Origin of the sequence: Synechococcus sp. H55.8, assembly GCF_047462375.1 — a bacterium.
Taxonomy (GTDB): domain Bacteria; phylum Cyanobacteriota; class Cyanobacteriia; order Thermostichales; family Thermostichaceae; genus Thermostichus.
Genome location: NZ_JANSJC010000022.1, coordinates 25,480 through 43,801 on the forward strand (window position 1 = coordinate 25,480; position 18,322 = coordinate 43,801).

Genomic DNA, 18,322 nt, shown 5'->3' on the forward strand with positions numbered 1-18,322 from the left:
GCCATACTCTCACAGCCACTGCCTATGCTTTCCACTCTATGTCCTTTCCGGTAGCGAAATCAGGAGTGAAAACGGCGCCTCTGGCAGTGGCCACTCAAAACCCTTCTTCCTCGAGGGCCTGGACGTTTTGCACAATCCGGGAAAGCTCGTTTTTCTCGTCCACATTGATGCGGGTCGGGGAGCCGCTGATGATGCGCTCGTAGCCCCGGAAGGAATCGCGGATTTGGATGCCTGCATTGGAGATCAGGTACTCGCGGATCCCTTTGTCGTGCCAGGATCCCCGCATTTTGAAGACATTGAGCGCGCGGGCCATCTCGCCGCGGATCTCCACGTATTGCAGCAGGATGATCGTGTCGGTGATGGTGGAGATGTGGGACTCGGTGATGGAATGGGATCCCATGAATTGGTCGGTGGTGTTGGTGAAAAAGCCGGTGATCTCCTCTTGCTTGGCCAGGCCGGTTACCCCAATAACAAACTGGCGGAAGGCATTTTGGCTCACCCCCCGCGCCAGCGCCGACAGCGAGTCGATGGCCATGCGAGAGGGCTTGAAGGCCATCATCTCCGTTTTGATCTTCTGCAGGTGATCTTCCAGGCCAGCCGACTCCGGATAGGCGCAGATGATCTTAAGGAGGCCCTGCCGCTCGAACTCTTCCAGCTCAATGCCCCAGGAGGAGGCGTTGCGGGAAAGCTGCGCCCGCGATTCTTCATAGGCGAAGAGAATGCAGCGTTCCCCATCCAGACAACCCCGCTCTAGGAATTTGCTCACCAGCGAGGTTTTGCCCGTGCCGGTGGCGCCGGTGGCCAAAATAATCGAGTCTTTGAAGAAGCCACCGCCGCACATCTCGTCCAGCTTCTCGATACCCGAAGAAACGCGCACATTGGAGGAGCGCTGCGTCAGTTGCATGGCCCCCAGCGGGAAGATGTTGATCCCGTCGTTGGTGATGGTGAAGGGATATTCCCCCTTCATGTGGGTGGTGCCCCGCAGCTTCAAGATCTCGATGGTGCGCCGCCGCTTCTCGCCTTCCAGAATGTTGCGCAGGATCACCACGTTGTCGGAGACGAATTCTTCCACGCCGTAGCGAGCGATGGGGCCGTACTCGTCGGTGCGCTCGGTGGTCATGACGGTGGTGACATTGGCCTGCTTGAGGCGGGCCGTCAGGCGGAACAGCTCTCGCCGCACCACGCCGGCAGGGTCGTATTGCTGAAAGATGGCCGTCACCGAGTCGATGGAGACCCGCTTGGCTTTGTATTTGCGGATGGCGTACTGGATGCGCTCGATAAGGGCCGACAAGTCGAAATTGCCGCTCACCTCGTAGCCTTCGGGATCGGGGGAGGCATCCAGGATGAACAGTTGGCCCCTGTCGATGAGAGCCTGCAGATCCCAGCCAAAGCTGGAGGCATTGCGAATGATATCGGCGGGGGTTTCCTCAAAGGTGACAAAGATCCCCGGCTCTTGATACTTCACGATGCCGTTGTAAAGGAATTGAATGGCAAACAGAGTTTTGCCGGTACCAGAGGTGCCGCTGACCAAGGTGGTGCGTCCCAGGGGCAGCCCACCGTGGCTGATGTCTTCAAAGCCCTCGATGCCCGTCTGTTTTTTCGGGATCCCACGCAGCTCCGATAGACTCGCTGGGTGGTTGTCTGTGGTTGGTTCGGTGGAGTCCTCTGCGGCGTTATCCTGTGGCTTTTCTGGCTCAGAAGGCCCCAATGATTGGTTCATCCCATTCTCCTTGCCCTCGTGGCCTGTCTCAAGTCTCTTCGTCCAGTTCTTCGTAGAGCAGATCCAGGCCGATGAGCACTTTCTCGCGGTTGGACAGATCGCCAATAATCTTCCGCACCGGTGGCGGCAGGATTTTGGCCAAGGTCGGCGTTGCCAAGATCTTATCTTCCTCTGCCAGTTGCGGGTTTTTCAAGACATCGATCACCTTCAGACTGTACACGCCGCGGAATTCCTTTTCTAAGATGTCTTGCAAGGTGCTGAGGGCACGCAGAGAACTGGGGGTGTTGCCCGCCACGTAGAGCTTGAGGACATAGGCTTTGCGAGTGGACATATCAGGGATCCCTTGGGGCAGGTTTGGGAATGGAGCGGCGGTACATTTCGCTCAGGTGGGCCATCACATCGATCAGGGTGAGGCGGTAGTCTAGCAGGATCTCTTCGCTGCGGCCTTCCAGTTTCAGTTGTTTGGCAAAGTCCTCCATCAAGTTCATGTGCAGCTCCAGCAGTTGAGCAGCGCCGATGTCGGCAAAGAAGGCAAGGGCCACCAGCTCGTCGATGCGGGCATTGGCGGTCTCAGGAGACTGAAAGTATTCCAGGACAATGGTTTGGTACAGGCCGCGCAGCCGCTGCATCAAGGCTCGCTGCTCGTGGGGTGGGAGGCGCCGATAAAACAGCTCTGGGTCACGATGATAGTACACTCCGGCATAGCCCAGCCGTTCCCGCAGTTTCTCCGCCAGCCGTCGCTGTTGTTGGTTGCTGTAAGCCAGGTAGGGCTGATCGCTGGGATGCACTGGGCCCTGCGGGAGACCGCAGGTGGGAGACATCTGCAGAAACAAGGCGATGGCCCGATCCACCAGCAGCTCTAAGACGGAAGGGGATCCGGAACAGTCGGCCCGCGCCTGTCCCTTCAGCTCTTGCGGCGAAATGGGACGAACAAGGGTGGCATTGTGGTAAAAAAATTGCTCCCGCTTGAGCAATGCCTTTACCCGAGAGGAGTGTTCTTCGGTCTCCAGATGGGATTCTTCCAGCACAATGGCCAACACGGTCGGCAGCAGAAGCCCCCAGGCGCAGAGCTGATTACCCAGATCGTGCAACTCCTGCAGCCGACCGGGATCCACCAGAAGCACCAAGCAATCGACATGGCCGTCTTGTTTTCTGAGGGCTTCTAGAAAGGCCGCTTGATCCTGAAAACACTCGACGACGAAACGCTGCGGGGGTAGCCAGTCCTCGCAAGCCAGAGGTTCCTCTGCTGGCGGCTCCCAATCCAGCAACAGGCTGATGCGCAGGGGGTGGGGGTCAGGCAACAAGACAAGGGCTGAAGACGCATTCCTATCTTAAATCTGGCCGGGATCCCCGCTCACCTGCCAGAGTTGGGCCAAAGGAGCAATCCTCTGATCCGCTCCACTGAGTGTGCAATCTGTTCAGACGCTGCCTGCGCTCTTGCCGGATCCCGCTTGTGCTCTTCGGCCAGAGTCCTCATCGGCGATGACGGTGCGGTAGTACTCCTCCAACTGTTGTGTGGCCGCCGACCAACTCCAGCGCTCAGCCTCTTGCCGGGCCTGCTGCCGGAAGAGCTGCCGCTGCCCGGTGCCCTCTAAGAGCTGCCGCGTGGCCTGGACAAAGTCGCTGTCGGAGTCCGGATCGAACAGAAAGCCGTTGCGGCCGCTGTCCACCACATCGGTAATGCCGCCGCAGCGGGGGGCGATTACCGGACAACCGGCAGCCATGGCCTCCAACAAGACCAAGCCCAACGTCTCGGTGCGGGAGGGGAACACGAACAGATCCGCGGACGCAAAGGCCGCCGCTAGGTCTTGCCCCTGTAAATAGCCCGTAAACACCACGTCGTAGCCGGCAAAATGTTGCTCCAGGGATCCCCGCTCCGGCCCATCGCCCACGATAGCCAGGCGCGCCTGCGGGATCTGCTCCAGCAACACCCGGATCCGCCCCACCTCTTTTTCCGCCGAGAGCCGACCTACGTAGAGCAACAGCGGCCGCTCCGGCTGACCCGCCGTAAGGCGGGCCCGCATCTCTGGGTCGGCAGCCTGCGGGTGAAACAGCTCCGTATCCACCCCCCGCTGCCACAGTTGCACCCGCTCGATGCCGTGGGCGCTCAGCTCCTGCATCATGGCCGTCGAGGTGCAGAGGTTGACCCGCGCCAAATTGTGCCCCAGCTTGAGGAGGTTCCACAAAACTCCCTCCAGAAAGCCCAGCCCGTAGTGCTTCAGATACTTCGGCAGATGGGTGTGGTAGGAGGCCACCAGCGGGATCCCCATCGCTTGGCTGTAGTAGAGGCCCCCCAACCCCAAAACCGCCGGGTTGACCACGTGGATGACATCCGGTCGGAAGCGGTTGAGCACCCTGCCGATGGCGGGGCCGGGAGCAGCCAGCTTCAACTCCGGGTACAAAGGCAAGGGGAAGCCTGGGATCCCGTAAACCCGCGCCCGCGCAAACCGCCTGGGCGCCCCCTGAGGCGCGACGATAAGCACCGAGTTGCCGCGGGCCGTCAGATGGCGCACCGTGTGGCAAAGCCGCGTAACGATGCCATCCACCTTGGGCAGAAACGTTTCCGTAAACAGGGCTATGCGCATCGGGATCCCAAGCCTAGTGAAAAGGCTCTGCAGATTCTCTTAGGATGAGTGTTGCACAAAACGGCAACGCAATGACGGCTTGGGATCGCAGCAGCACAACTTTATTGCAGCAGCTGATCTTGCAGCGGAGCAGAATGAGTTGGCTCTTGGTTCTGGCCGAGGGTATCGGCCGCCGTTTTGCTGATCAACAACAGCGTAGCCGCCAGAGCCAGTCCAATAACGTCTCGCCACATAATCCGCTCCCACACTCCTCATGCCCCCTACTGTAGCGGCGGTTTTTTCGGCTGGGCAGTGATGGGCGACGGATTTTTAGGTGACAACAATCACTTCCAGAATTGCGGCTTTGCCCCCTAGTCGCGAAAGGCCAGTTGCAAGCTGGTGATCAGCAGAACCAAAGAAAACACCGCCATCACCCCTCCCCAGAACCAGTAGGGCAAAAACAGGTTTTGGGCAATCTGGCTGGAATCGGAGAGGATCAGCCGCCCGTCGATGACAGCAGCGTCCATAAAAAGATAATCGAGCTGGTGATAGGTGCTCACACAGGCTTGCACCCCCAAAAACTGCAGGGCAAAGCTTTGTAACCAAGGGGCAGCCCAGCGAGCTACTGCCAGGATGCCCAAACCCATGGCCGGGAGGAACAAAAGGCCAAAGGGGGAACGCACCCAGAGCAGCGTCGAGAGCAATAACAGGGATCCCAAAAATACCAGCCCCAGCCGAGCTGTGCTGCGGCGGCGGGAGGTGAGGATGAACAGGGCCCCAGCTATGGGCGGCCCCATCGGCCCGGCAGCGGCCACCAAGGCCCGCCCCACCCGCCCCAAAAACAGCTCGCCACTGTGAATGGCCAGCCCCGAGCCGTCGGGATAGATCTCAAGACGATGAAACTCCCCCCCCAACAGCAGTGCCATCAGGCCATGGCCCATCTCGTGAAACCAGGTGGCCAACAAAGTAAAGGGGTAGAGGAGGTAATTGCCCCAGGGAAACCGCCAGAGCAAGACCGTTAGCCCCGCCGCAGCCACCAGCCAGATCACGCTGTGCCGGCCAGGCCTTGCGGAAGGGGAAGGAGGCAGCTCAAACTGAGTCATACCAGCAGGTGGGTGGAGAAAAGGCCCAAGATGCCTTGTCGGCCTAGACGATTGCCGGCAGAAAAAAGTTCCACATCAGGCAAAAATAGCCGGGCCAACTCCCCTCTCCCTCTGGGAGAGGGGTTGGGGGTGGTCGCGTGAGCGGCGCGGAGCGCTTGGGTGACCTCTGGGAGAGGGGTTGGGGGTGAGGGGCCAACAACAGCAAGGAGACAGGGGAGCCGTCTCACAGGTAGGCTGGAAAAGCCCCAAGGGATCCCTGCCTATGGCCACCTTCCTGCGCGACTGGAGCTACCGCTTTCCCTGGCTTTACCGCAGCATCAGCCGTGCGGCTGCCCTAGCAGTGGGGGGATATGAGCGACTGCGCCGGTTGCCCCTCCAAGGGATCTCCATCCAGCCCCAGGAGCGGGTATTGGATCTCTGCTGTGGCCCTGCCGAAGTGACTCCAATCCTAGCCGAGCTGAGCCAAAACGTTGTCGGCCTGGATGCTTCCCCCAAAGCCCTGGCGGCAGCTCGCCAACGCCTCCCCAAGGTGGAATTTGTGGAAGCCTTTGCCCAGGATCTGCCCTTTCCTGCCAACAGCTTTGATTGGGTGCACACCAGCTTGGCCCTGCACGAGCTGCCTTTTCCTGACCTGGAACAGGTGCTGCGGGAAGGGTGGCGGGTGCTCAAGCCGGGGGGAGGGCTTTTGATCCTGGACTTGCACGCGCCTTGCCAACCTTGGATGTGGCCTGGGCTGGCCCTCTTTCTGGCCCTGTTTGAAACCGAGACCGCCTGGAACTTGCTCAAGTTGGATCTGCCGCAGTACTTGCAGCAGCAGGGCTGGCAATCCGTCCGGCAGACCCTGCACGCCGGGGGGGCTTTGCAGGTGATCCAGGCCCAAAAGCCTGCCGCCTAAGCTGCTCACCCTTGGTGCCAGAAGGGGGTGCCGAGAACCGGTGTGCTGGGCTGAGCCGCTTCCTGGGGGGTCATCGCGCCGGCCAGGTAGGCTCGCCGGCCTGCGCGCACTGCTTCCGCAAAGGCCTCGGCCATTGCCACCGGATCCCGAGCCAAGGCCACCGCTGTATTCAACAGCACCCCATCGAAGCCCCACTCCATCACCTGGCAGGCGTGGGAGGGCAGGCCCAGGCCGGCATCCACGATCAGGGGCGCCTCGATCCGCTCTCGCAGCAAGCGCAAGTTGTAGGGGTTGAGGGGGCCCTTGCCGGTGCCGATGGGAGCGGCCCAGGGCATCACCACTTCACAACCGGCATCCAAGAGCCGCTGGCACAGCACCAGATCGTCGGTGCTATAGGGCAGAACCTTGAAGCCGCGACGGATTAGTTCGGCAGCGGCAGTGGGCAGTTGCACCGGATCCGGCTGCAAGGTGTAGTCATCCCCAATGAGCTCCAGCTTGATCCAGTTGGTGCCGAACACCTCCCGCGCCATCTCCGCTGTGGTGACTACCTCCTGCACGCTGTGGCAGCCGGCGGTGTTGGGCAGAACCGGGATCCCTAGCTTCTGGAGCAGGGCCCAAAACCCTTGGGAAGCTTCCGACCCCAGCGCCCCCTGGCGCCGCAGGGAAACGGTCAACAAACAGGGCTGTGCCCGCACCACCGCCTGCTCCAAAATGGCGGGCGAAGGGTAGCGAGCCGTCCCCAGCATCAGGCGGCTGGGCAGCGCTTGGCCGTAGAGCACCAAGGGATCCTCATCGGCCCGAGTCGAGGGGGAGACAGGAAGAAGAGTGGACATCGCTGAGGGGCAAAAATGCGGGATCTGAGGGGAGGCAGTCGGGCACTAGCCGCCGGCAACCGGCGCGACAATCTCCACCTGGTCGCCTTCTTGCAGACGAGTTCGCTCGTACTGGGCGCGCGGCACAAACTCTAGATTAACCGCCACCGCAAAAGGGCCACTGATCTCCACCTGGGCTATCGCCTCGGCCAGCGTGGTGCCCTCCGGCAAATCGTAAGGCTTTTGGTTGATCAAGACACGCATGGCGACAGGGATTCACCGGCAAGAGGGGCAGCCTGTACCTGAAAAGGGATCCCCAACTCCTGAGCAAGGCGGCAACTGCCGTGGTGAAGATACTCCAAGACGGCATCGTGGATAGCCGGGGAGATCATAAAGCCATGGCGATAGAGGCCGTTGATCTGCAACAGGCGAGGCGCGCACTCCACCACGGCTGGCAAGTGGTTCGCCAAGGTGGGACGACATTGGCTGCCTAATTCCAGGATACGCGCTTCGGCAAAGGCAGGGTGGACGGCGTAGGCGGCGCTGAGCAGCTCCAGAGCCGAGCGGACACTCACCGGCGAGCGATCCTCGGATTCAATTTCGGTGGCTCCCACCACAAACAGGTGCCCCGGCTTGGGAGCGATGTAGATCGGGTAGCGGGGGTGCAACAGCCGGGTCGGGCGCCGCAAAGCTACTTCCGGGGCATACAGACGTACCACCTCACCTCTAACTCCCCGCAGCGGTGACTGCCCACCCCATTCTGTTCGGGATCCCAGGCCGCGACAGTCCAAAACCCACCCGCCGGTTTGTTGCTGCCAGGCTTCCGCCTGCTCCAGATCCCAGGGGCAACTCCACTCCACCTCCACCTCGTGCTGCCGCAGCTTGGCCAGCAGAGCCGACAACAGTTGGCGGTTATCCAGTTGGCCCTCTTGGGGAAGATACAGGCCTTGCCCAAATCGCCCGGCCAGCGAGGGCTCCAGCTCAGCTACAGCCTGGGCATCCAGAGGCTGGGGCTTGGGGAGATGGGGAAGGCGTTCCCCCACAGCAGCTAGCAGGGATGAGAAGCGTCTGGCTTCCCCCGCATCTTGGCGGTGCCAGAGGATCAGGGTGCCTTCCTGCTGAAAGAAAACCGGCTGCGGCAGACTGGCCAAAAGGGAGGGCCAACGGGAGAGGGCATAGTACCCCTGCGCTACTACGCTGGCCTCGGCGACGGCAGACTCCGCCAGGGGAGCCAGCATGGCAGCGGCAAAATGGGCAGCACTGCTCTCGACGGCACCGGCAGGAGCCGCCTCCACGATGCGGACAGAATGCCCGACCTCGACCAGGGTGGCAGCCAACAGGCGCCCCATCAGACCGGCTCCGAGGACAAGAATGGGATCCCGCTGCGCTCTCCCCACCGCTGACGGGATAGGAGATGGCCTGGGCAGACTTGCTGCCGCATTTGTCCGAGAAGATGAGGTTGAAAGGGTCAAAGTGCCCCCCACCGCTGAGGCAATGGATTTCATGTTAGATCCGATGTTGACATACCCCCTGTCCTCAGGGACAGGGATTCTTGACGCTTGAGAAGGTGAAGGCGCAGGCAAAGCTCTTCGCCCTTAGTTTGGCCGCTTGGCGGGCATCACAACCGCGGCGGATGGTAGGGAGGTTCTTTGCAGTTGTGCAGGTTTTCTGGGGTATGGCGATGGACAAACTCACAGCAACGAGCCAACGCCTTCAGCACCAGCTCCAGTTTCTCAACCTGCTGGGGGGTGGTGATGAGTTGGCAGGATACGGTGAGAATGTGAAACATTTTCAGGTGGTGAAGTGATGGCGTCAACTGGAGTACCCCTTGCCGGATTCGGGCATCCAGGTACTTACCCTCCCCAGCCTACAAAGGTAGGGGACTGTTGAACTTTTTCCCATCCTAGTCGCCATTACCGGTTCCACGCTCTGCCAAGTTTAGGATCAAGATCCCCAGCAAAGCTAGGCTCAGCAAGCTGGCGATCACCATCGGTTCATCTGGGATCATATCCATCTAGACTTTGCCTCACCCCATCGTAAAGAGCCATACCTCAGACTCGTTGCCCAACCCGGCGGCTACCCTCTGGTCACCCTGAGCAAGCATCTGTCCAGCGGCTTACACTACACTAGAAGAACTGACCCATCCCTTGGACTGGCATGATTCCCACGGTTATCGAGCAATCCGCGCGAGGCGAGCGCGCCTTTGACATCTACTCGCGTCTTTTGCGGGATCGGATTATCTTCCTGGGCACCCAGGTGGACGACGACATTGCTAACCTGATCGTGGCCCAGATGCTCTACTTGGAATCCGAAGACCCCGAGAAAGACATCTACCTCTACATCAACTCCCCCGGCGGCTCGGTCTATGCCGGTATGGCCATCTACGACACCATGCAACACATCCAGCCGGATGTCTCCACCATCTGCATCGGTCTGGCCGCCAGCATGGGAGCCTTTCTGCTGGCAGGGGGCACCAAAGGCAAACGCATCGCCCTTCCCCACGCCCGCATCATGATCCACCAGCCCCTCGGTGGAGCCCAGGGGCCGGCCACCGACATCGAAATTCAGGCCAAAGAGATCCTCTTCATCAAAAACAGCCTCAACAGCCTGCTGGCCTACCACACCGGCCAACCTCTGGAGCGCATCGAACGCGATACCGACCGCGACAACTTTATGACCCCAGAACAGGCCAAAGAGTACGGCCTCATCGACCAGGTGATCAGCAAGAGATCCCAGCCAACCCTGGCAGCCGTTTCTTGAGCGTCTAGGTTCTGCGGCCAGCTTGCAGGGCTCCCTCAAAGCAGGGAGCTTTTGCCTGTTGGCAGGGATCCCACCGGCGAAGATATTAAGAAAGCCAAAGAAATTGGTCTTCTTGTCACTAAGTCAGGGGACTCACTTTAACCAAACTAATCGAACTCATAAAGAAAGTAATGATCAGCTGATCCTTGCGGATGATAGCTTAGGATTAAACCAGTGTAGACCTGTGTTTGCCGCAATTCTAGCTTAGACACTGTATAGAAATCTTTCCACTGGGTTTCCAAAGTCCAGGGCGTCAGAGCTGGCAATGGGCGGCACTTGAAAAGGAGGGTTTTGGACTTTGCATCCGCTTGAATGCGGAAGACTGTCTCAAAGCCCAAGTCCCACGGTTGTGGGGCAGGTTCATTCACGAAAACTCGGTGGTCTGGGGCTTTGGCCCTGGGTTTTTGCCTCATTGGTTGCAGCCGTGAATGGCATTTTCTGGTTTTGTGATTCGTTCAGAGGGAGATCGACGTGGCTTACGCAGCAACCCAATCCAAAAGCGGCTATCAAGCCGGGGTGAAAGATTACCGACTCACCTATTACACGCCCGACTACACGCCCAAGGATACCGATGTCTTGGCCTGTTTCCGGGTTACCCCTCAGCCGGGCGTTCCCCCCGAAGAGGCCGGGGCGGCGGTGGCGGCTGAGTCCTCGACCGGCACCTGGACAACGGTGTGGACAGATTTGCTCACCGACTTGGATCGGTACAAGGGCCGCTGCTACGACATCGAGCCAGTTCCCGGCGAAGAGAATCAATACTTCTGCTTCGTCGCCTATCCGCTGGATCTGTTCGAGGAAGGCTCGGTCACCAACATGCTCACCTCGATTGTGGGCAACGTCTTCGGCTTCAAGGCCCTGAAGGCGCTGCGGCTGGAAGACTTGCGCATCCCCGTGGCCTACTTGAAGACCTTCCAGGGCCCTCCCCACGGCATCCAGGTGGAGCGGGACAAATTGAACAAGTATGGCCGCCCACTATTGGGCTGCACCATCAAGCCCAAGCTGGGCCTTTCCGCTAAAAACTACGGGCGGGCGGTGTACGAGGCGCTGCGGGGCGGTCTGGACTTCACCAAAGACGACGAAAACATCAACTCCCAGCCCTTCCAGCGCTGGCGGGATCGCTACCTCTTTGTGATGGAGGCCGTCCACAAGGCCCAAGCGGAAACTGGCGAGATCAAGGGGCACTACCTGAACGTGACGGCGCCCACCTGTGAGGAGATGTTCAAACGGGCGGAGTTTGCCAAGGAGATTGGTGCCCCCATCATCATGCACGACTACCTGACTGCTGGGTTTACCGCCAACACCAGCCTGGCTAAGTGGTGCCGCGACAACGGCATTCTGCTGCACATCCACCGCGCCATGCACGCGGTGATCGACCGGCAGAAAAACCACGGCATCCACTTCCGGGTGCTGGCCAAGTGCTTGCGCATGTCCGGCGGCGACCACCTGCATGCCGGTACGGTGGTGGGCAAGTTGGAAGGCGACCGCGCCGTGACGCTTGGCTTTGTGGATCAGATGCGGGAGAACTATGTGGAGGCGGATCGCTCTCGGGGTAACTTCTTCACCCAAGATTGGGCTTCGATGCCTGGGGTGATGCCGGTGGCCTCCGGTGGCATTCACGTCTGGCACATGCCGGCACTGGTGGAGATCTTCGGTGACGATGCCGTGCTGCAGTTTGGCGGCGGAACCCTGGGACACCCCTGGGGGAACGCTCCAGGCGCGACCGCCAACCGGGTGGCTTTGGAAGCTTGTATCCAAGCTCGTAACGAAGGTCGGGATCTGGCCCGCGAGGGCAACGACATCATCCGCGAAGCGGCCAAGTGGTCGCCGGAGCTGGCGGCTGCCTGCGAGCTGTGGAAGGAGATCAAGTTCGAGTTCAAGCCCGTCGATACCCTCTAGAGATTGGCTGGGGCAAGGGATCCCCACAGTTCTCTTGCCCCGCTGCTTTGGCCACCCCCTGGATTGGCAATGGATCTAAAACAGATCGCCAAAGATACGGCCAAGACCTTGATCAGCTACCTGACCTATCAGGCGATGCGCACGGTGCTGGCCCAACTGAGCGAGACGGATCCTCCCAGGGCTCTTTGGCTGCAGCAGTTCTCTGCCCGGCAAAACCTCCAGGATGGGGAAGCCTACCTGCGGGCTTTGCTGGCAGAGCGCCCTGACTTGGCCTACCGCATCATGACCGTTCGCGAGCACATTGCAGCGGAGGTGGTGGATTACCTGCCGGAGATGGCCAAAGCCGGCATCCAGCAGGCCAATATGGAGCACCGCCGCAATCACCTAGAACGGCTCACCTCAGCAGCGGGATCTCCGCCGGTCACCCACCCGGAAGCGGGATCCCCTCCCCAAAACCTTAGACCCGAAACGGAGTGACAGCCATCATGCAAACCTTACCGAAAGAGCGCCGCTACGAAACCCTTTCCTACTTGCCGCCGCTGACGGATCTGCAGATCATCAAGCAGGTGCAATACATCTTGGATCAGGGCTACATCCCTGCCGTTGAGTTCAACGAATCCTCTGAACCGACGGTTCGCTACTGGACATTGTGGAAGCTGCCTCTGTTCGGCGCCACTTCTCCCCAGGAGGTGCTGAGCGAGGTGCAGGCTTGCCGCAGCGCCTACCCCAATTGCTTCATCCGTGTGGTGGGGTTCGACAACATCAAGCAGTGCCAGGTGCTCAGCTTCTTGGTTTACAAGCCCAGCGGCCTACGCTAAGAGAGGTTCGGGGCAATTGGTCTCATTCCTAGCCAATCAGCGCGGAGGGAGAGCTTCTCCCTCTTTTTTATTTCTTGCTTCGCACAGCCATTCCCAATGGCAACGGCGCCATTCTCAATCTCAAAAAACAGTCATTTCAAACAGCAACGCAACGGTTCCTTGCCTCGTTATTGCTACACAACGCTGTCGCGAAGGCGCCGCTCTAACTCCCCTCTCCCTCAGGGAGAGGGGCTGGGGGTGAGGGCCATCCCTCAGGGAGAGAGGTTGGGGGTGAGGGCCATCCCTCAGGGAGAGAGGTTGGGGGTGAGGGGCCCCTTTTTAGGATCCGATCCCCAAAAGCGCTCCCAATCCCACGGCCAGGAGAGCTGCTAGGGCTGTTTGAATGCCGTTCACCACTTCGTTGCTCATCCAGGCCAGGCGGGGTTGCAACACCACCCCCATCCAGCTTTCTGCCAAGGTGGCCAGGATCCCGGCCAGACAGCAAATGCCCAGCCAAAACGGGTCTCCTCTTACCCACTCCCCACCGATCCCCCAAGCCAAGGTGGCCATCCCTACCGCTGCCGCCACCCCTGCCAGGGATCCCTCCAGGCTCACGGCTCCTTCTGTGCCCGCCGGCACGGATTGGAAGGTGGTGATCAAAAAGGTCTGGCGTCCGTAGGCTTTCCCCACCTCGCTGCTGACGGTATCGGCCAATTTCGCTGCAAAGCTGGCACCATACCCCAACCACCACAGCGGATGCGGCAAGAAAGTGTAGCCCACCGCGCATACTGCCCCGGTCAAAGCGGATCCCCAGACATTTTCCGGCCCTCGCGCCCCCTCTCGCTTTTCGGCGATCCCCTGCGCCTGCTTGCGCCGGATCCCCAGCCGGGTGACGGCGGTGCCGATTAAAAAATAGGCCGCCACCACCGCATAGCCCCGCCACCCCAGCCCCCCCCACACCAACAGACCCAGTAGGCCTGCGTGGAGGACTCCCGCCCGCGTCAGCGCCTTCTGGGGGCTCAGCAGGGCCAGTGCCACCAAGGCCAGATTGAGCCAGAGCGCCACTCCCCACTGACTCAGCAGCCACGCTTGCCACATAAACACCCAAAAAGCAGTGAAACCGCCGCCAAGGGTCAACTGCAGAAACGGAGAGGGAGGGATTCGAACCCTCGACGGAGCTTTTGGGCCCCGTAACTTCTTAGCAGGAAGCCGCTTTCGACCACTCAGCCACCTCTCCAAAGCGGCAGAGACACCCTCCGTTGGGATCCAGCCGCCAGCTCACCTATTGTAGAAGATGGGATCCCGCCCGGCAACTGGGCCTGCAAGAACTCCGTCCCGCTGTCGCGAATGGTCGGGATCCCTCCTGGAGGTAACCCCTGGGCTTGGGCGGCCCTAGCTCACCACCTGCACGTAGATATCGAAGCTGCCGCTGTTGTCGCCGTAGCTGCCCTTGGCATCGTTGACGTTGAAGGCAATATCCAAGTTGGGATCCAGATCTACCTCTTGGGGCTGCTCCGGCGAGGATTCCCAAACCTGATGGGCCACCAGTTGGGCGTTGGGCTGGAACACCACAAGCCCGTAGCGGCAAAGACCGGGGTAGCGCCACTCCGGCGGGGTCGGGATCCCTTTGCCAAGGGGCGAGCGGATGCTGGTGGAGAAAGAAAAGCCGTAGCGCCAGGCCACATTTTTCACGAAAAAGCGGATGCGGCTGGCCCGCAGCGGACGCCCCTGCCAGTGCAGGATATTGCCGGCCTCTTGATTGACCCGCAGGTCAGAGAAAGCCATCCAGCCCTGCAAGTTCTCCTCTTGGGGCTGGGTGCCTTCGATCACTTGAGCTTGGCTCCAGTCTAAGTCGCTGCCATCGCAGGCGATCTGGCGTGGAATTTGGGTCAAATCCAGTTGTGGCAACCCTAGAGTACCAGACGCAGATTGGGTAGACATCTATCTCTCCTTTTTTTCAAAATGACTCCCGAAGTGAGGATCTGTAGAGAGCTTACAGGGATCCCAAAAATGAAGCCGGGGAAAGGTTTTAAAGACAAACCTATTCCTCTCCCTGCTGCTTGGTGGAGAATCTCAGATGAACTATGACATCGGGGTTGAAAACCTCAGGCTCTTGCTCGATCGGGCAAGAGATTGAGGGTTCAAGCTCCTTACGTCAATAGGTCAACTTTACTTGATGGATGGCGGCTATTCCCAGAGAAATAGGCCTTTGCAATACTTTTTTAGGGAACCTTAGGAATCTGTTAATTCCCCACGACTTGACTGCCGACCAAAGCCAGAACCCAGATCCTTACTCAGCGCAGATCTGCTGGGAACTCGTATTCCAAAACACATTAATTTGTGCAATGCCCCTGTTAAGCACTCTTGCGCTCATCTGGTCTCTGGAGCAGCTCTCCGAACCCAGAGCGCTCTGACAGCCGTTTTTGATAGGATCACCATTACCAGTCTCGCGGGGTGCCCGGCGCCCACGGCATGCACGACACTTCTGCTCCCACCGATTTCGAAATTATCTCTCTGTCCGATCCTCAACAGGCCATGTCTTTGGCGGGCATTCAGGAGGCCAACTTGAGGTGGATCAGTCGCTTCAGTGGGGCTTCTGTAACGCTGCGCGGGCAAGACCTGTACCTGAAAGGCACCCCTCAGCAGCGGCAGCAGGTGCGGCAGTGGCTAGAATTGCTGAAGCCGCTTTGGCAAACTGGACACCCTGTCACGGTGATCGATGCAGAGCAAGCTTTTCGCGCCCTCTCCGGCCAGGAGGCTGCGGCCTATCAGCAAGCGCAAGCAGGTGTGTTGGCCCGCACCCGCAAGGGAGAGCTGATCCGGCCCAAAACGCCCCGCCAGCAGGAGTATGTGCGAGCCATTCGCGCCCACGACCTCTGCTTCGGCATCGGGCCGGCAGGCACCGGCAAAACTTATCTGGCCGCTGTTGTAGCCATTGCTGCCCTGCAAAACCGGGAATATGAGCGTTTGATCCTCACTCGCCCTGCCGTGGAGGCGGGGGAGAAGTTGGGTTTTTTGCCGGGGGATCTGGTGGAAAAGGTGGATCCCTATCTGCGGCCCCTCTACGATGCCCTGTTCGAGTTTATCGACCCGGCCAAGCTGCCCCAGTTGATGGAACAAGGGGTCATCGAGGTGGCGCCCCTGGCTTACATGCGGGGGCGCACTCTCAGCAATGCTTTCATCATTTTGGACGAAGCCCAGAACACCACCCCGGAGCAGATGAAGATGGCCCTCACGCGGCTGGGCTTCCGGTCGCGCATGGTGGTTACCGGGGATCTCACCCAAACGGATCTGGGCAAGCATCGCCTGTCGGGCTTGGCCGCTGCGGAGCGCATCCTGACGGGGGTGGAGGGGGTTGCTTTTTGCTACTTTGACCAGCGGGATGTGGTGCGTCACCCATTGGTGCAGCGGATTGTGGATGCCTACGACCGCTATGAGAGCCAGCAGTGATACTGGTGATACCTACTCATGATGAGTTGCGGAACGGTGCTCTTTTTCGATGCGGTGGGCACCCTGTTTCGGGTGCGGGGCGGCGTTGGCCAAGCTTACAGCCAGGTGGCAGCAGAATATGGGGTGAGGGTGGATCCCCCAGCGTTGGATTGCGCCTTTGCCCAAGCTTTTGCCCAGGCTCCAACTCCGGCCTGCCCAGGCTTGACGGGATCCGTCTTGCAGGAATGGGAGCGGGCCTGGTGGCGGCAGGTGGTGCGCCAGACCTTCGCCCAAGTGGGATCCCTGGCTGCTTTCGGGGAAGGGCAGTTTGAGGTGTTTTTTGCCCACCTGTTCGAGTACTTTGCCGGGGCGGGGCCCTGGGAGCTCTATCCCGAGACGCTGCCGGTTCTACAGGTTCTGCAACAGGAAGGGATCCGGCTGGGGGTGATCTCCAATTTCGACAGCCGCCTGCCCGGGGTGCTACAGCAGTTGCAGTTGGGTTCCTACTTTTCCAGCCTCACCCTTTCCACCCAGGTGGGCTATGCCAAGCCCGATCCCCGCATCTTCCAAGCTGCCCTGGCGGCCCAAGGGATCCCTCCCGCAGCCGCTTGCCACATCGGCGATAGCCACCGCGAAGACTATCAAGGGGCCAAAGCAGCGGGCTTGAAAGCCCTTTGGCTGGATCGAGAAGGAAAAGATCGCTCCTGCCAAGGACGGATAGCCGATCTGTGGGGAGCCCTTTCCATTCTCAACGGCTCGCAGCAGAATTGAGCAGCAGGGGGGCGAAAACCCCATCTGGCTTGAGCAAATAACGCCGCAGGTTCATCTGCCGCTCCAGAAGACAAGCGTGGCCGCTCAAGGGCGAGATCTCCACCTGCGCCCGGGGCAGCCGCTCCGCCAGCCGGCCCACCTCCTGCACCGACGGCAACAGGCGATCCCGCCCCCCCGCCACCAGCAACGTCGGCAGGGTCATCGACTCCAGGGGCAGCTCCTCCACGACAAACGATCCCAGCAAGGCCAAGCGCTGGGCAGCCACCTCTGGCGGGACGCTGTGCACGGCCTGGCGCAATCGCTCCCGATCCGGCGGCTCGATTTGGTTGAGCTCGGCCAAAAACCCCAGCCCCCGCTCCGACAATTGGTGATAGAGCCCTGGCGGCAAAAAGGGCAGCAGCCAATGCCCCGCCCACCACCAGGGCCGACGTCGCAGCGACGAGGCCGGATTGACCAAAACAAGGCCGCGGCACCGTTCCGGCCAGCGGGCAACCACCAACAAGGCTAGGCAGGCCCCAAAAGATTCTCCACACAAGTAGGCTCCTGTTTCCAACTGGGATCCCACCCAGTCGGCCAGGGTCTCCCAGCTATTTCCCGCCTCTGGGTGGTTCAAGCTCAGGGGGCGAATGCAAAACTCCCGCTCCAAAGCCCGCGCCTGCCGGTAAAACAACCCGCCTGTGCCATCCATACCGGGCAGGTACAGCAACAGAGGCCGCTCCTGACCAACTGCCTCCTTTGCCGGGCAGATCAAGCTAGAGGTTATCAGCTCGCCACTCAACTTTCTCATTTCCCTGCCAATCCCAATTGCACCTGTTCTCGGGCCGCTGCGGTTAGCTCTTGAATCACCTGCATTCGTTCGCGTCGGGATCGGTGGCGCTGCTTCCCAGTGACCCAGAGGGGGGATCCTACTCTGAGCACCACCCGCCGATACAACACCACCGGATGTCCCCCTTCCTGTTGAAAGCGGGGCTCGCTGGGGTCAAACCAGCGAAAGAAAGCCATGGGAATATCCACCCCCCGCCATTCTTCCTGGGCCCACACGGCCACCGGCAGAATCGGCAAGGGATCCACCGTTGCCGCCAAGGCCAGATGGGCAAAGCCCGGCTGAAACTGCCCCAACTCCTGAGGCGAGGTCGCACGGGTGATCTGCTCCGCGCCTTCCGGAAAGATCCCCACCCCCACGCCTGCCGCCAAGGTGGCCTGCGCCTGGCGAAAAAAATGGATTTGCTGCCGGGATCCCTGCTTGAGGGGAAGGCAACCCAGTGCCAGGGCCACCTCCCGCAGCAGCGGCACCTGAGACAGGTAGTAATGACAGGCAAAGCGAATTGGCCGATCCAACCCCGCGATCAGCACCGGCGCATCCAGGAAGCTGCGGTGATTGCTCACCACCACCAGCGGGCCGGCGGGAATGCGCTCCCCCCCCTCCACCCACACTTCCGTCTGGAAAAGGCTGAGCAACGACTGAGCCAGCATCTTGGAGTCTGGCGGCCAAGCCAAAACAGACAGGGCTGGGGACAACGGTTGCCAGAACGCTGC

Annotated in this window: 21 protein-coding genes and 1 tRNA gene; 7 read left to right on the forward strand and 15 right to left on the reverse strand. The window is 60.3% G+C overall.

Annotated features, from left to right (window positions below):
* Positions 1-94 precede the first annotated feature (94 nt).
* The 6 genes from kaiC to NW862_RS09890 form a co-directional block, all read right to left on the reverse strand.
* Positions 95-1,720, reverse strand: a complete 1,626-nt coding sequence (kaiC, locus tag NW862_RS09865; protein WP_414334865.1) for a circadian clock protein KaiC — start codon at positions 1,718-1,720, stop codon at positions 95-97.
* 28 nt (positions 1,721-1,748) lie between these two features.
* Complete coding sequence (gene kaiB, locus NW862_RS09870) at positions 1,749-2,051, reverse strand: circadian clock protein KaiB (RefSeq protein ID WP_414334866.1); 303 nt, start codon at positions 2,049-2,051, stop codon at positions 1,749-1,751.
* Between the two features lies 1 nt (position 2,052).
* Positions 2,053-3,024, reverse strand: a complete 972-nt coding sequence (locus tag NW862_RS09875; protein WP_414334867.1) for a circadian clock protein KaiA — start codon at positions 3,022-3,024, stop codon at positions 2,053-2,055.
* A gap of 114 nt (positions 3,025-3,138) precedes the next feature.
* Complete coding sequence (locus NW862_RS09880; RefSeq protein WP_414334868.1) at positions 3,139-4,305, reverse strand: glycosyltransferase family 4 protein; 1,167 nt, start codon at positions 4,303-4,305, stop codon at positions 3,139-3,141.
* A gap of 101 nt (positions 4,306-4,406) precedes the next feature.
* Positions 4,407-4,538: a hypothetical protein gene (locus NW862_RS09885; RefSeq protein ID WP_414334869.1), complete on the reverse strand. Its 132-nt coding sequence runs from the start codon at positions 4,536-4,538 to the stop codon at positions 4,407-4,409.
* 117 nt (positions 4,539-4,655) lie between these two features.
* Positions 4,656-5,387 (reverse strand): M50 family metallopeptidase, encoded by a 732-nt coding sequence (locus NW862_RS09890; RefSeq protein WP_414426532.1) that lies wholly within the window; start codon positions 5,385-5,387, stop codon positions 4,656-4,658.
* Between the two features lie 262 nt (positions 5,388-5,649).
* Between NW862_RS09890 and NW862_RS09895 the strand changes: the two genes are divergently transcribed.
* Positions 5,650-6,282 carry a class I SAM-dependent methyltransferase gene (locus NW862_RS09895; RefSeq protein ID WP_414347766.1) on the forward strand — a complete coding sequence of 211 codons (633 nt, stop codon included), beginning with the start codon at positions 5,650-5,652 and terminating at the stop codon, positions 6,280-6,282.
* A gap of 5 nt (positions 6,283-6,287) precedes the next feature.
* Here the strand turns inward: NW862_RS09895 and NW862_RS09900 are convergent, their stop codons facing one another.
* The 4 genes from NW862_RS09900 to NW862_RS09915 all read right to left on the reverse strand — a co-directional run bounded on the left by NW862_RS09900 (position 6,288) and on the right by NW862_RS09915 (position 8,910).
* On the reverse strand, positions 6,288-7,115 hold the full coding sequence (locus NW862_RS09900; RefSeq protein WP_414334872.1) for a thiazole synthase: 828 nt from the start codon (positions 7,113-7,115) through the stop codon (positions 6,288-6,290).
* A 45-nt stretch (positions 7,116-7,160) separates the two neighbouring features.
* Entirely contained in the window at positions 7,161-7,358 is a 198-nt protein-coding gene (gene thiS, locus NW862_RS09905; protein ID WP_414334873.1) for a sulfur carrier protein ThiS, read from the reverse strand.
* A complete protein-coding gene (locus NW862_RS09910; RefSeq protein ID WP_414334880.1) occupies positions 7,346-8,491 on the reverse strand; it encodes an FAD-dependent oxidoreductase in 1,146 nt (381 codons plus the stop codon). The genes thiS and NW862_RS09910 overlap by 13 nt, the downstream gene beginning before the upstream one ends.
* 221 nt (positions 8,492-8,712) lie before the next feature.
* Positions 8,713-8,910, reverse strand: a complete 198-nt coding sequence (locus NW862_RS09915) for a hypothetical protein (RefSeq protein WP_414334874.1) — start codon at positions 8,908-8,910, stop codon at positions 8,713-8,715.
* A gap of 341 nt (positions 8,911-9,251) precedes the next feature.
* Between NW862_RS09915 and clpP the strand changes: the two genes are divergently transcribed.
* The 4 genes from clpP (at position 9,252) to NW862_RS09935 (ending at position 12,607) form a co-directional block, all read left to right on the forward strand.
* Positions 9,252-9,854 (forward strand): ATP-dependent Clp endopeptidase proteolytic subunit ClpP, encoded by a 603-nt coding sequence (gene clpP, locus NW862_RS09920; protein WP_414334875.1) that lies wholly within the window; start codon positions 9,252-9,254, stop codon positions 9,852-9,854.
* A 510-nt stretch (positions 9,855-10,364) separates the two neighbouring features.
* Positions 10,365-11,789, forward strand: coding sequence for a form I ribulose bisphosphate carboxylase large subunit (locus tag NW862_RS09925; protein WP_414334876.1), 1,425 nt, complete (start codon positions 10,365-10,367; stop codon positions 11,787-11,789).
* 69 nt (positions 11,790-11,858) lie between these two features.
* Positions 11,859-12,266: a RuBisCO chaperone RbcX gene (gene rcbX / locus NW862_RS09930; RefSeq protein WP_414334877.1), complete on the forward strand. Its 408-nt coding sequence runs from the start codon at positions 11,859-11,861 to the stop codon at positions 12,264-12,266.
* Between the two features lie 8 nt (positions 12,267-12,274).
* A complete protein-coding gene (locus NW862_RS09935; RefSeq protein WP_414334878.1) occupies positions 12,275-12,607 on the forward strand; it encodes a ribulose bisphosphate carboxylase small subunit in 333 nt (110 codons plus the stop codon).
* A gap of 318 nt (positions 12,608-12,925) precedes the next feature.
* On the opposite strand, the gene NW862_RS09940 is transcribed toward NW862_RS09935, so the two are convergent.
* The 3 genes from NW862_RS09940 to NW862_RS09950 all read right to left on the reverse strand — a co-directional run bounded on the left by NW862_RS09940 (position 12,926) and on the right by NW862_RS09950 (position 14,527).
* The gene (locus NW862_RS09940) at positions 12,926-13,684 is read right to left on the reverse strand and encodes a TIGR00297 family protein (protein ID WP_414349137.1); all 759 of its coding nucleotides are present in this window, start codon (positions 13,682-13,684) and stop codon (positions 12,926-12,928) included.
* A 48-nt stretch (positions 13,685-13,732) separates the two neighbouring features.
* A tRNA-Ser gene (locus NW862_RS09945) sits at positions 13,733-13,823 on the reverse strand.
* 155 nt (positions 13,824-13,978) lie between these two features.
* Positions 13,979-14,527, reverse strand: a complete 549-nt coding sequence (locus NW862_RS09950; protein WP_414335305.1) for a hypothetical protein — start codon at positions 14,525-14,527, stop codon at positions 13,979-13,981.
* A 531-nt stretch (positions 14,528-15,058) separates the two neighbouring features.
* On the opposite strand from NW862_RS09950, the gene NW862_RS09955 reads away from it, so the two are divergent.
* Positions 15,059-16,036 carry a PhoH family protein gene (locus NW862_RS09955; RefSeq protein ID WP_414335303.1) on the forward strand — a complete coding sequence of 326 codons (978 nt, stop codon included), beginning with the start codon at positions 15,059-15,061 and terminating at the stop codon, positions 16,034-16,036.
* Positions 16,037-16,054: 18 nt separating this feature from the next.
* Positions 16,055-16,786: an HAD-IA family hydrolase gene (locus NW862_RS09960; protein ID WP_414335301.1), complete on the forward strand. Its 732-nt coding sequence runs from the start codon at positions 16,055-16,057 to the stop codon at positions 16,784-16,786.
* Here NW862_RS09960 and NW862_RS09965 read toward each other — a convergent pair.
* Together NW862_RS09965 and NW862_RS09970 are read right to left on the reverse strand one after the other, a co-directional pair.
* A complete protein-coding gene (locus NW862_RS09965) occupies positions 16,764-17,573 on the reverse strand; it encodes an alpha/beta fold hydrolase (protein ID WP_414349138.1) in 810 nt (269 codons plus the stop codon). The two genes, NW862_RS09960 and NW862_RS09965, sit on opposite strands and share 23 nt — an antisense overlap.
* A complete protein-coding gene (locus NW862_RS09970; protein ID WP_414335298.1) occupies positions 17,570-18,259 on the reverse strand; it encodes a lysophospholipid acyltransferase family protein in 690 nt (229 codons plus the stop codon). The genes NW862_RS09965 and NW862_RS09970 overlap by 4 nt, the downstream gene beginning before the upstream one ends.
* Between the last annotated feature and the right edge of the window lie 63 nt (positions 18,260-18,322).

Excerpts from the sequence above, each read along its gene's own strand:
- thiS (WP_414334873.1), bottom strand. The coding sequence starts at position 7,358 with ATGCGTGTCTTGATCAACCAAAAGCCTTACGATTTGCCGGAGGGCACC.
- NW862_RS09940 (WP_414349137.1), bottom strand. The coding sequence starts at position 13,684 with ATGTGGCAAGCGTGGCTGCTGAGTCAGTGGGGAGTGGCGCTCTGGCTC.
- kaiB (WP_414334866.1), bottom strand. The coding sequence starts at position 2,051 with ATGTCCACTCGCAAAGCCTATGTCCTCAAGCTCTACGTGGCGGGCAAC.
- NW862_RS09880 (WP_414334868.1), bottom strand. The coding sequence starts at position 4,305 with ATGCGCATAGCCCTGTTTACGGAAACGTTTCTGCCCAAGGTGGATGGC.
- NW862_RS09970 (WP_414335298.1), bottom strand. The coding sequence starts at position 18,259 with ATGCTGGCTCAGTCGTTGCTCAGCCTTTTCCAGACGGAAGTGTGGGTG.
- NW862_RS09935 (WP_414334878.1), top strand. The coding sequence starts at position 12,275 with ATGCAAACCTTACCGAAAGAGCGCCGCTACGAAACCCTTTCCTACTTG.
- NW862_RS09900 (WP_414334872.1), bottom strand. The coding sequence starts at position 7,115 with ATGTCCACTCTTCTTCCTGTCTCCCCCTCGACTCGGGCCGATGAGGAT.
- NW862_RS09890 (WP_414426532.1), bottom strand. The coding sequence starts at position 5,387 with ATGACTCAGTTTGAGCTGCCTCCTTCCCCTTCCGCAAGGCCTGGCCGG.
- clpP (WP_414334875.1), top strand. The coding sequence starts at position 9,252 with ATGATTCCCACGGTTATCGAGCAATCCGCGCGAGGCGAGCGCGCCTTT.
- NW862_RS09960 (WP_414335301.1), top strand. The coding sequence starts at position 16,055 with ATGATGAGTTGCGGAACGGTGCTCTTTTTCGATGCGGTGGGCACCCTG.
- rcbX (WP_414334877.1), top strand. The coding sequence starts at position 11,859 with ATGGATCTAAAACAGATCGCCAAAGATACGGCCAAGACCTTGATCAGC.
- NW862_RS09965 (WP_414349138.1), bottom strand. The coding sequence starts at position 17,573 with ATGAGAAAGTTGAGTGGCGAGCTGATAACCTCTAGCTTGATCTGCCCG.
- NW862_RS09895 (WP_414347766.1), top strand. The coding sequence starts at position 5,650 with ATGGCCACCTTCCTGCGCGACTGGAGCTACCGCTTTCCCTGGCTTTAC.
- kaiC (WP_414334865.1), bottom strand. The coding sequence starts at position 1,720 with ATGAACCAATCATTGGGGCCTTCTGAGCCAGAAAAGCCACAGGATAAC.
- NW862_RS09955 (WP_414335303.1), top strand. The coding sequence starts at position 15,059 with ATGCACGACACTTCTGCTCCCACCGATTTCGAAATTATCTCTCTGTCC.
- NW862_RS09885 (WP_414334869.1), bottom strand. The coding sequence starts at position 4,538 with ATGTGGCGAGACGTTATTGGACTGGCTCTGGCGGCTACGCTGTTGTTG.
- NW862_RS09950 (WP_414335305.1), bottom strand. The coding sequence starts at position 14,527 with ATGTCTACCCAATCTGCGTCTGGTACTCTAGGGTTGCCACAACTGGAT.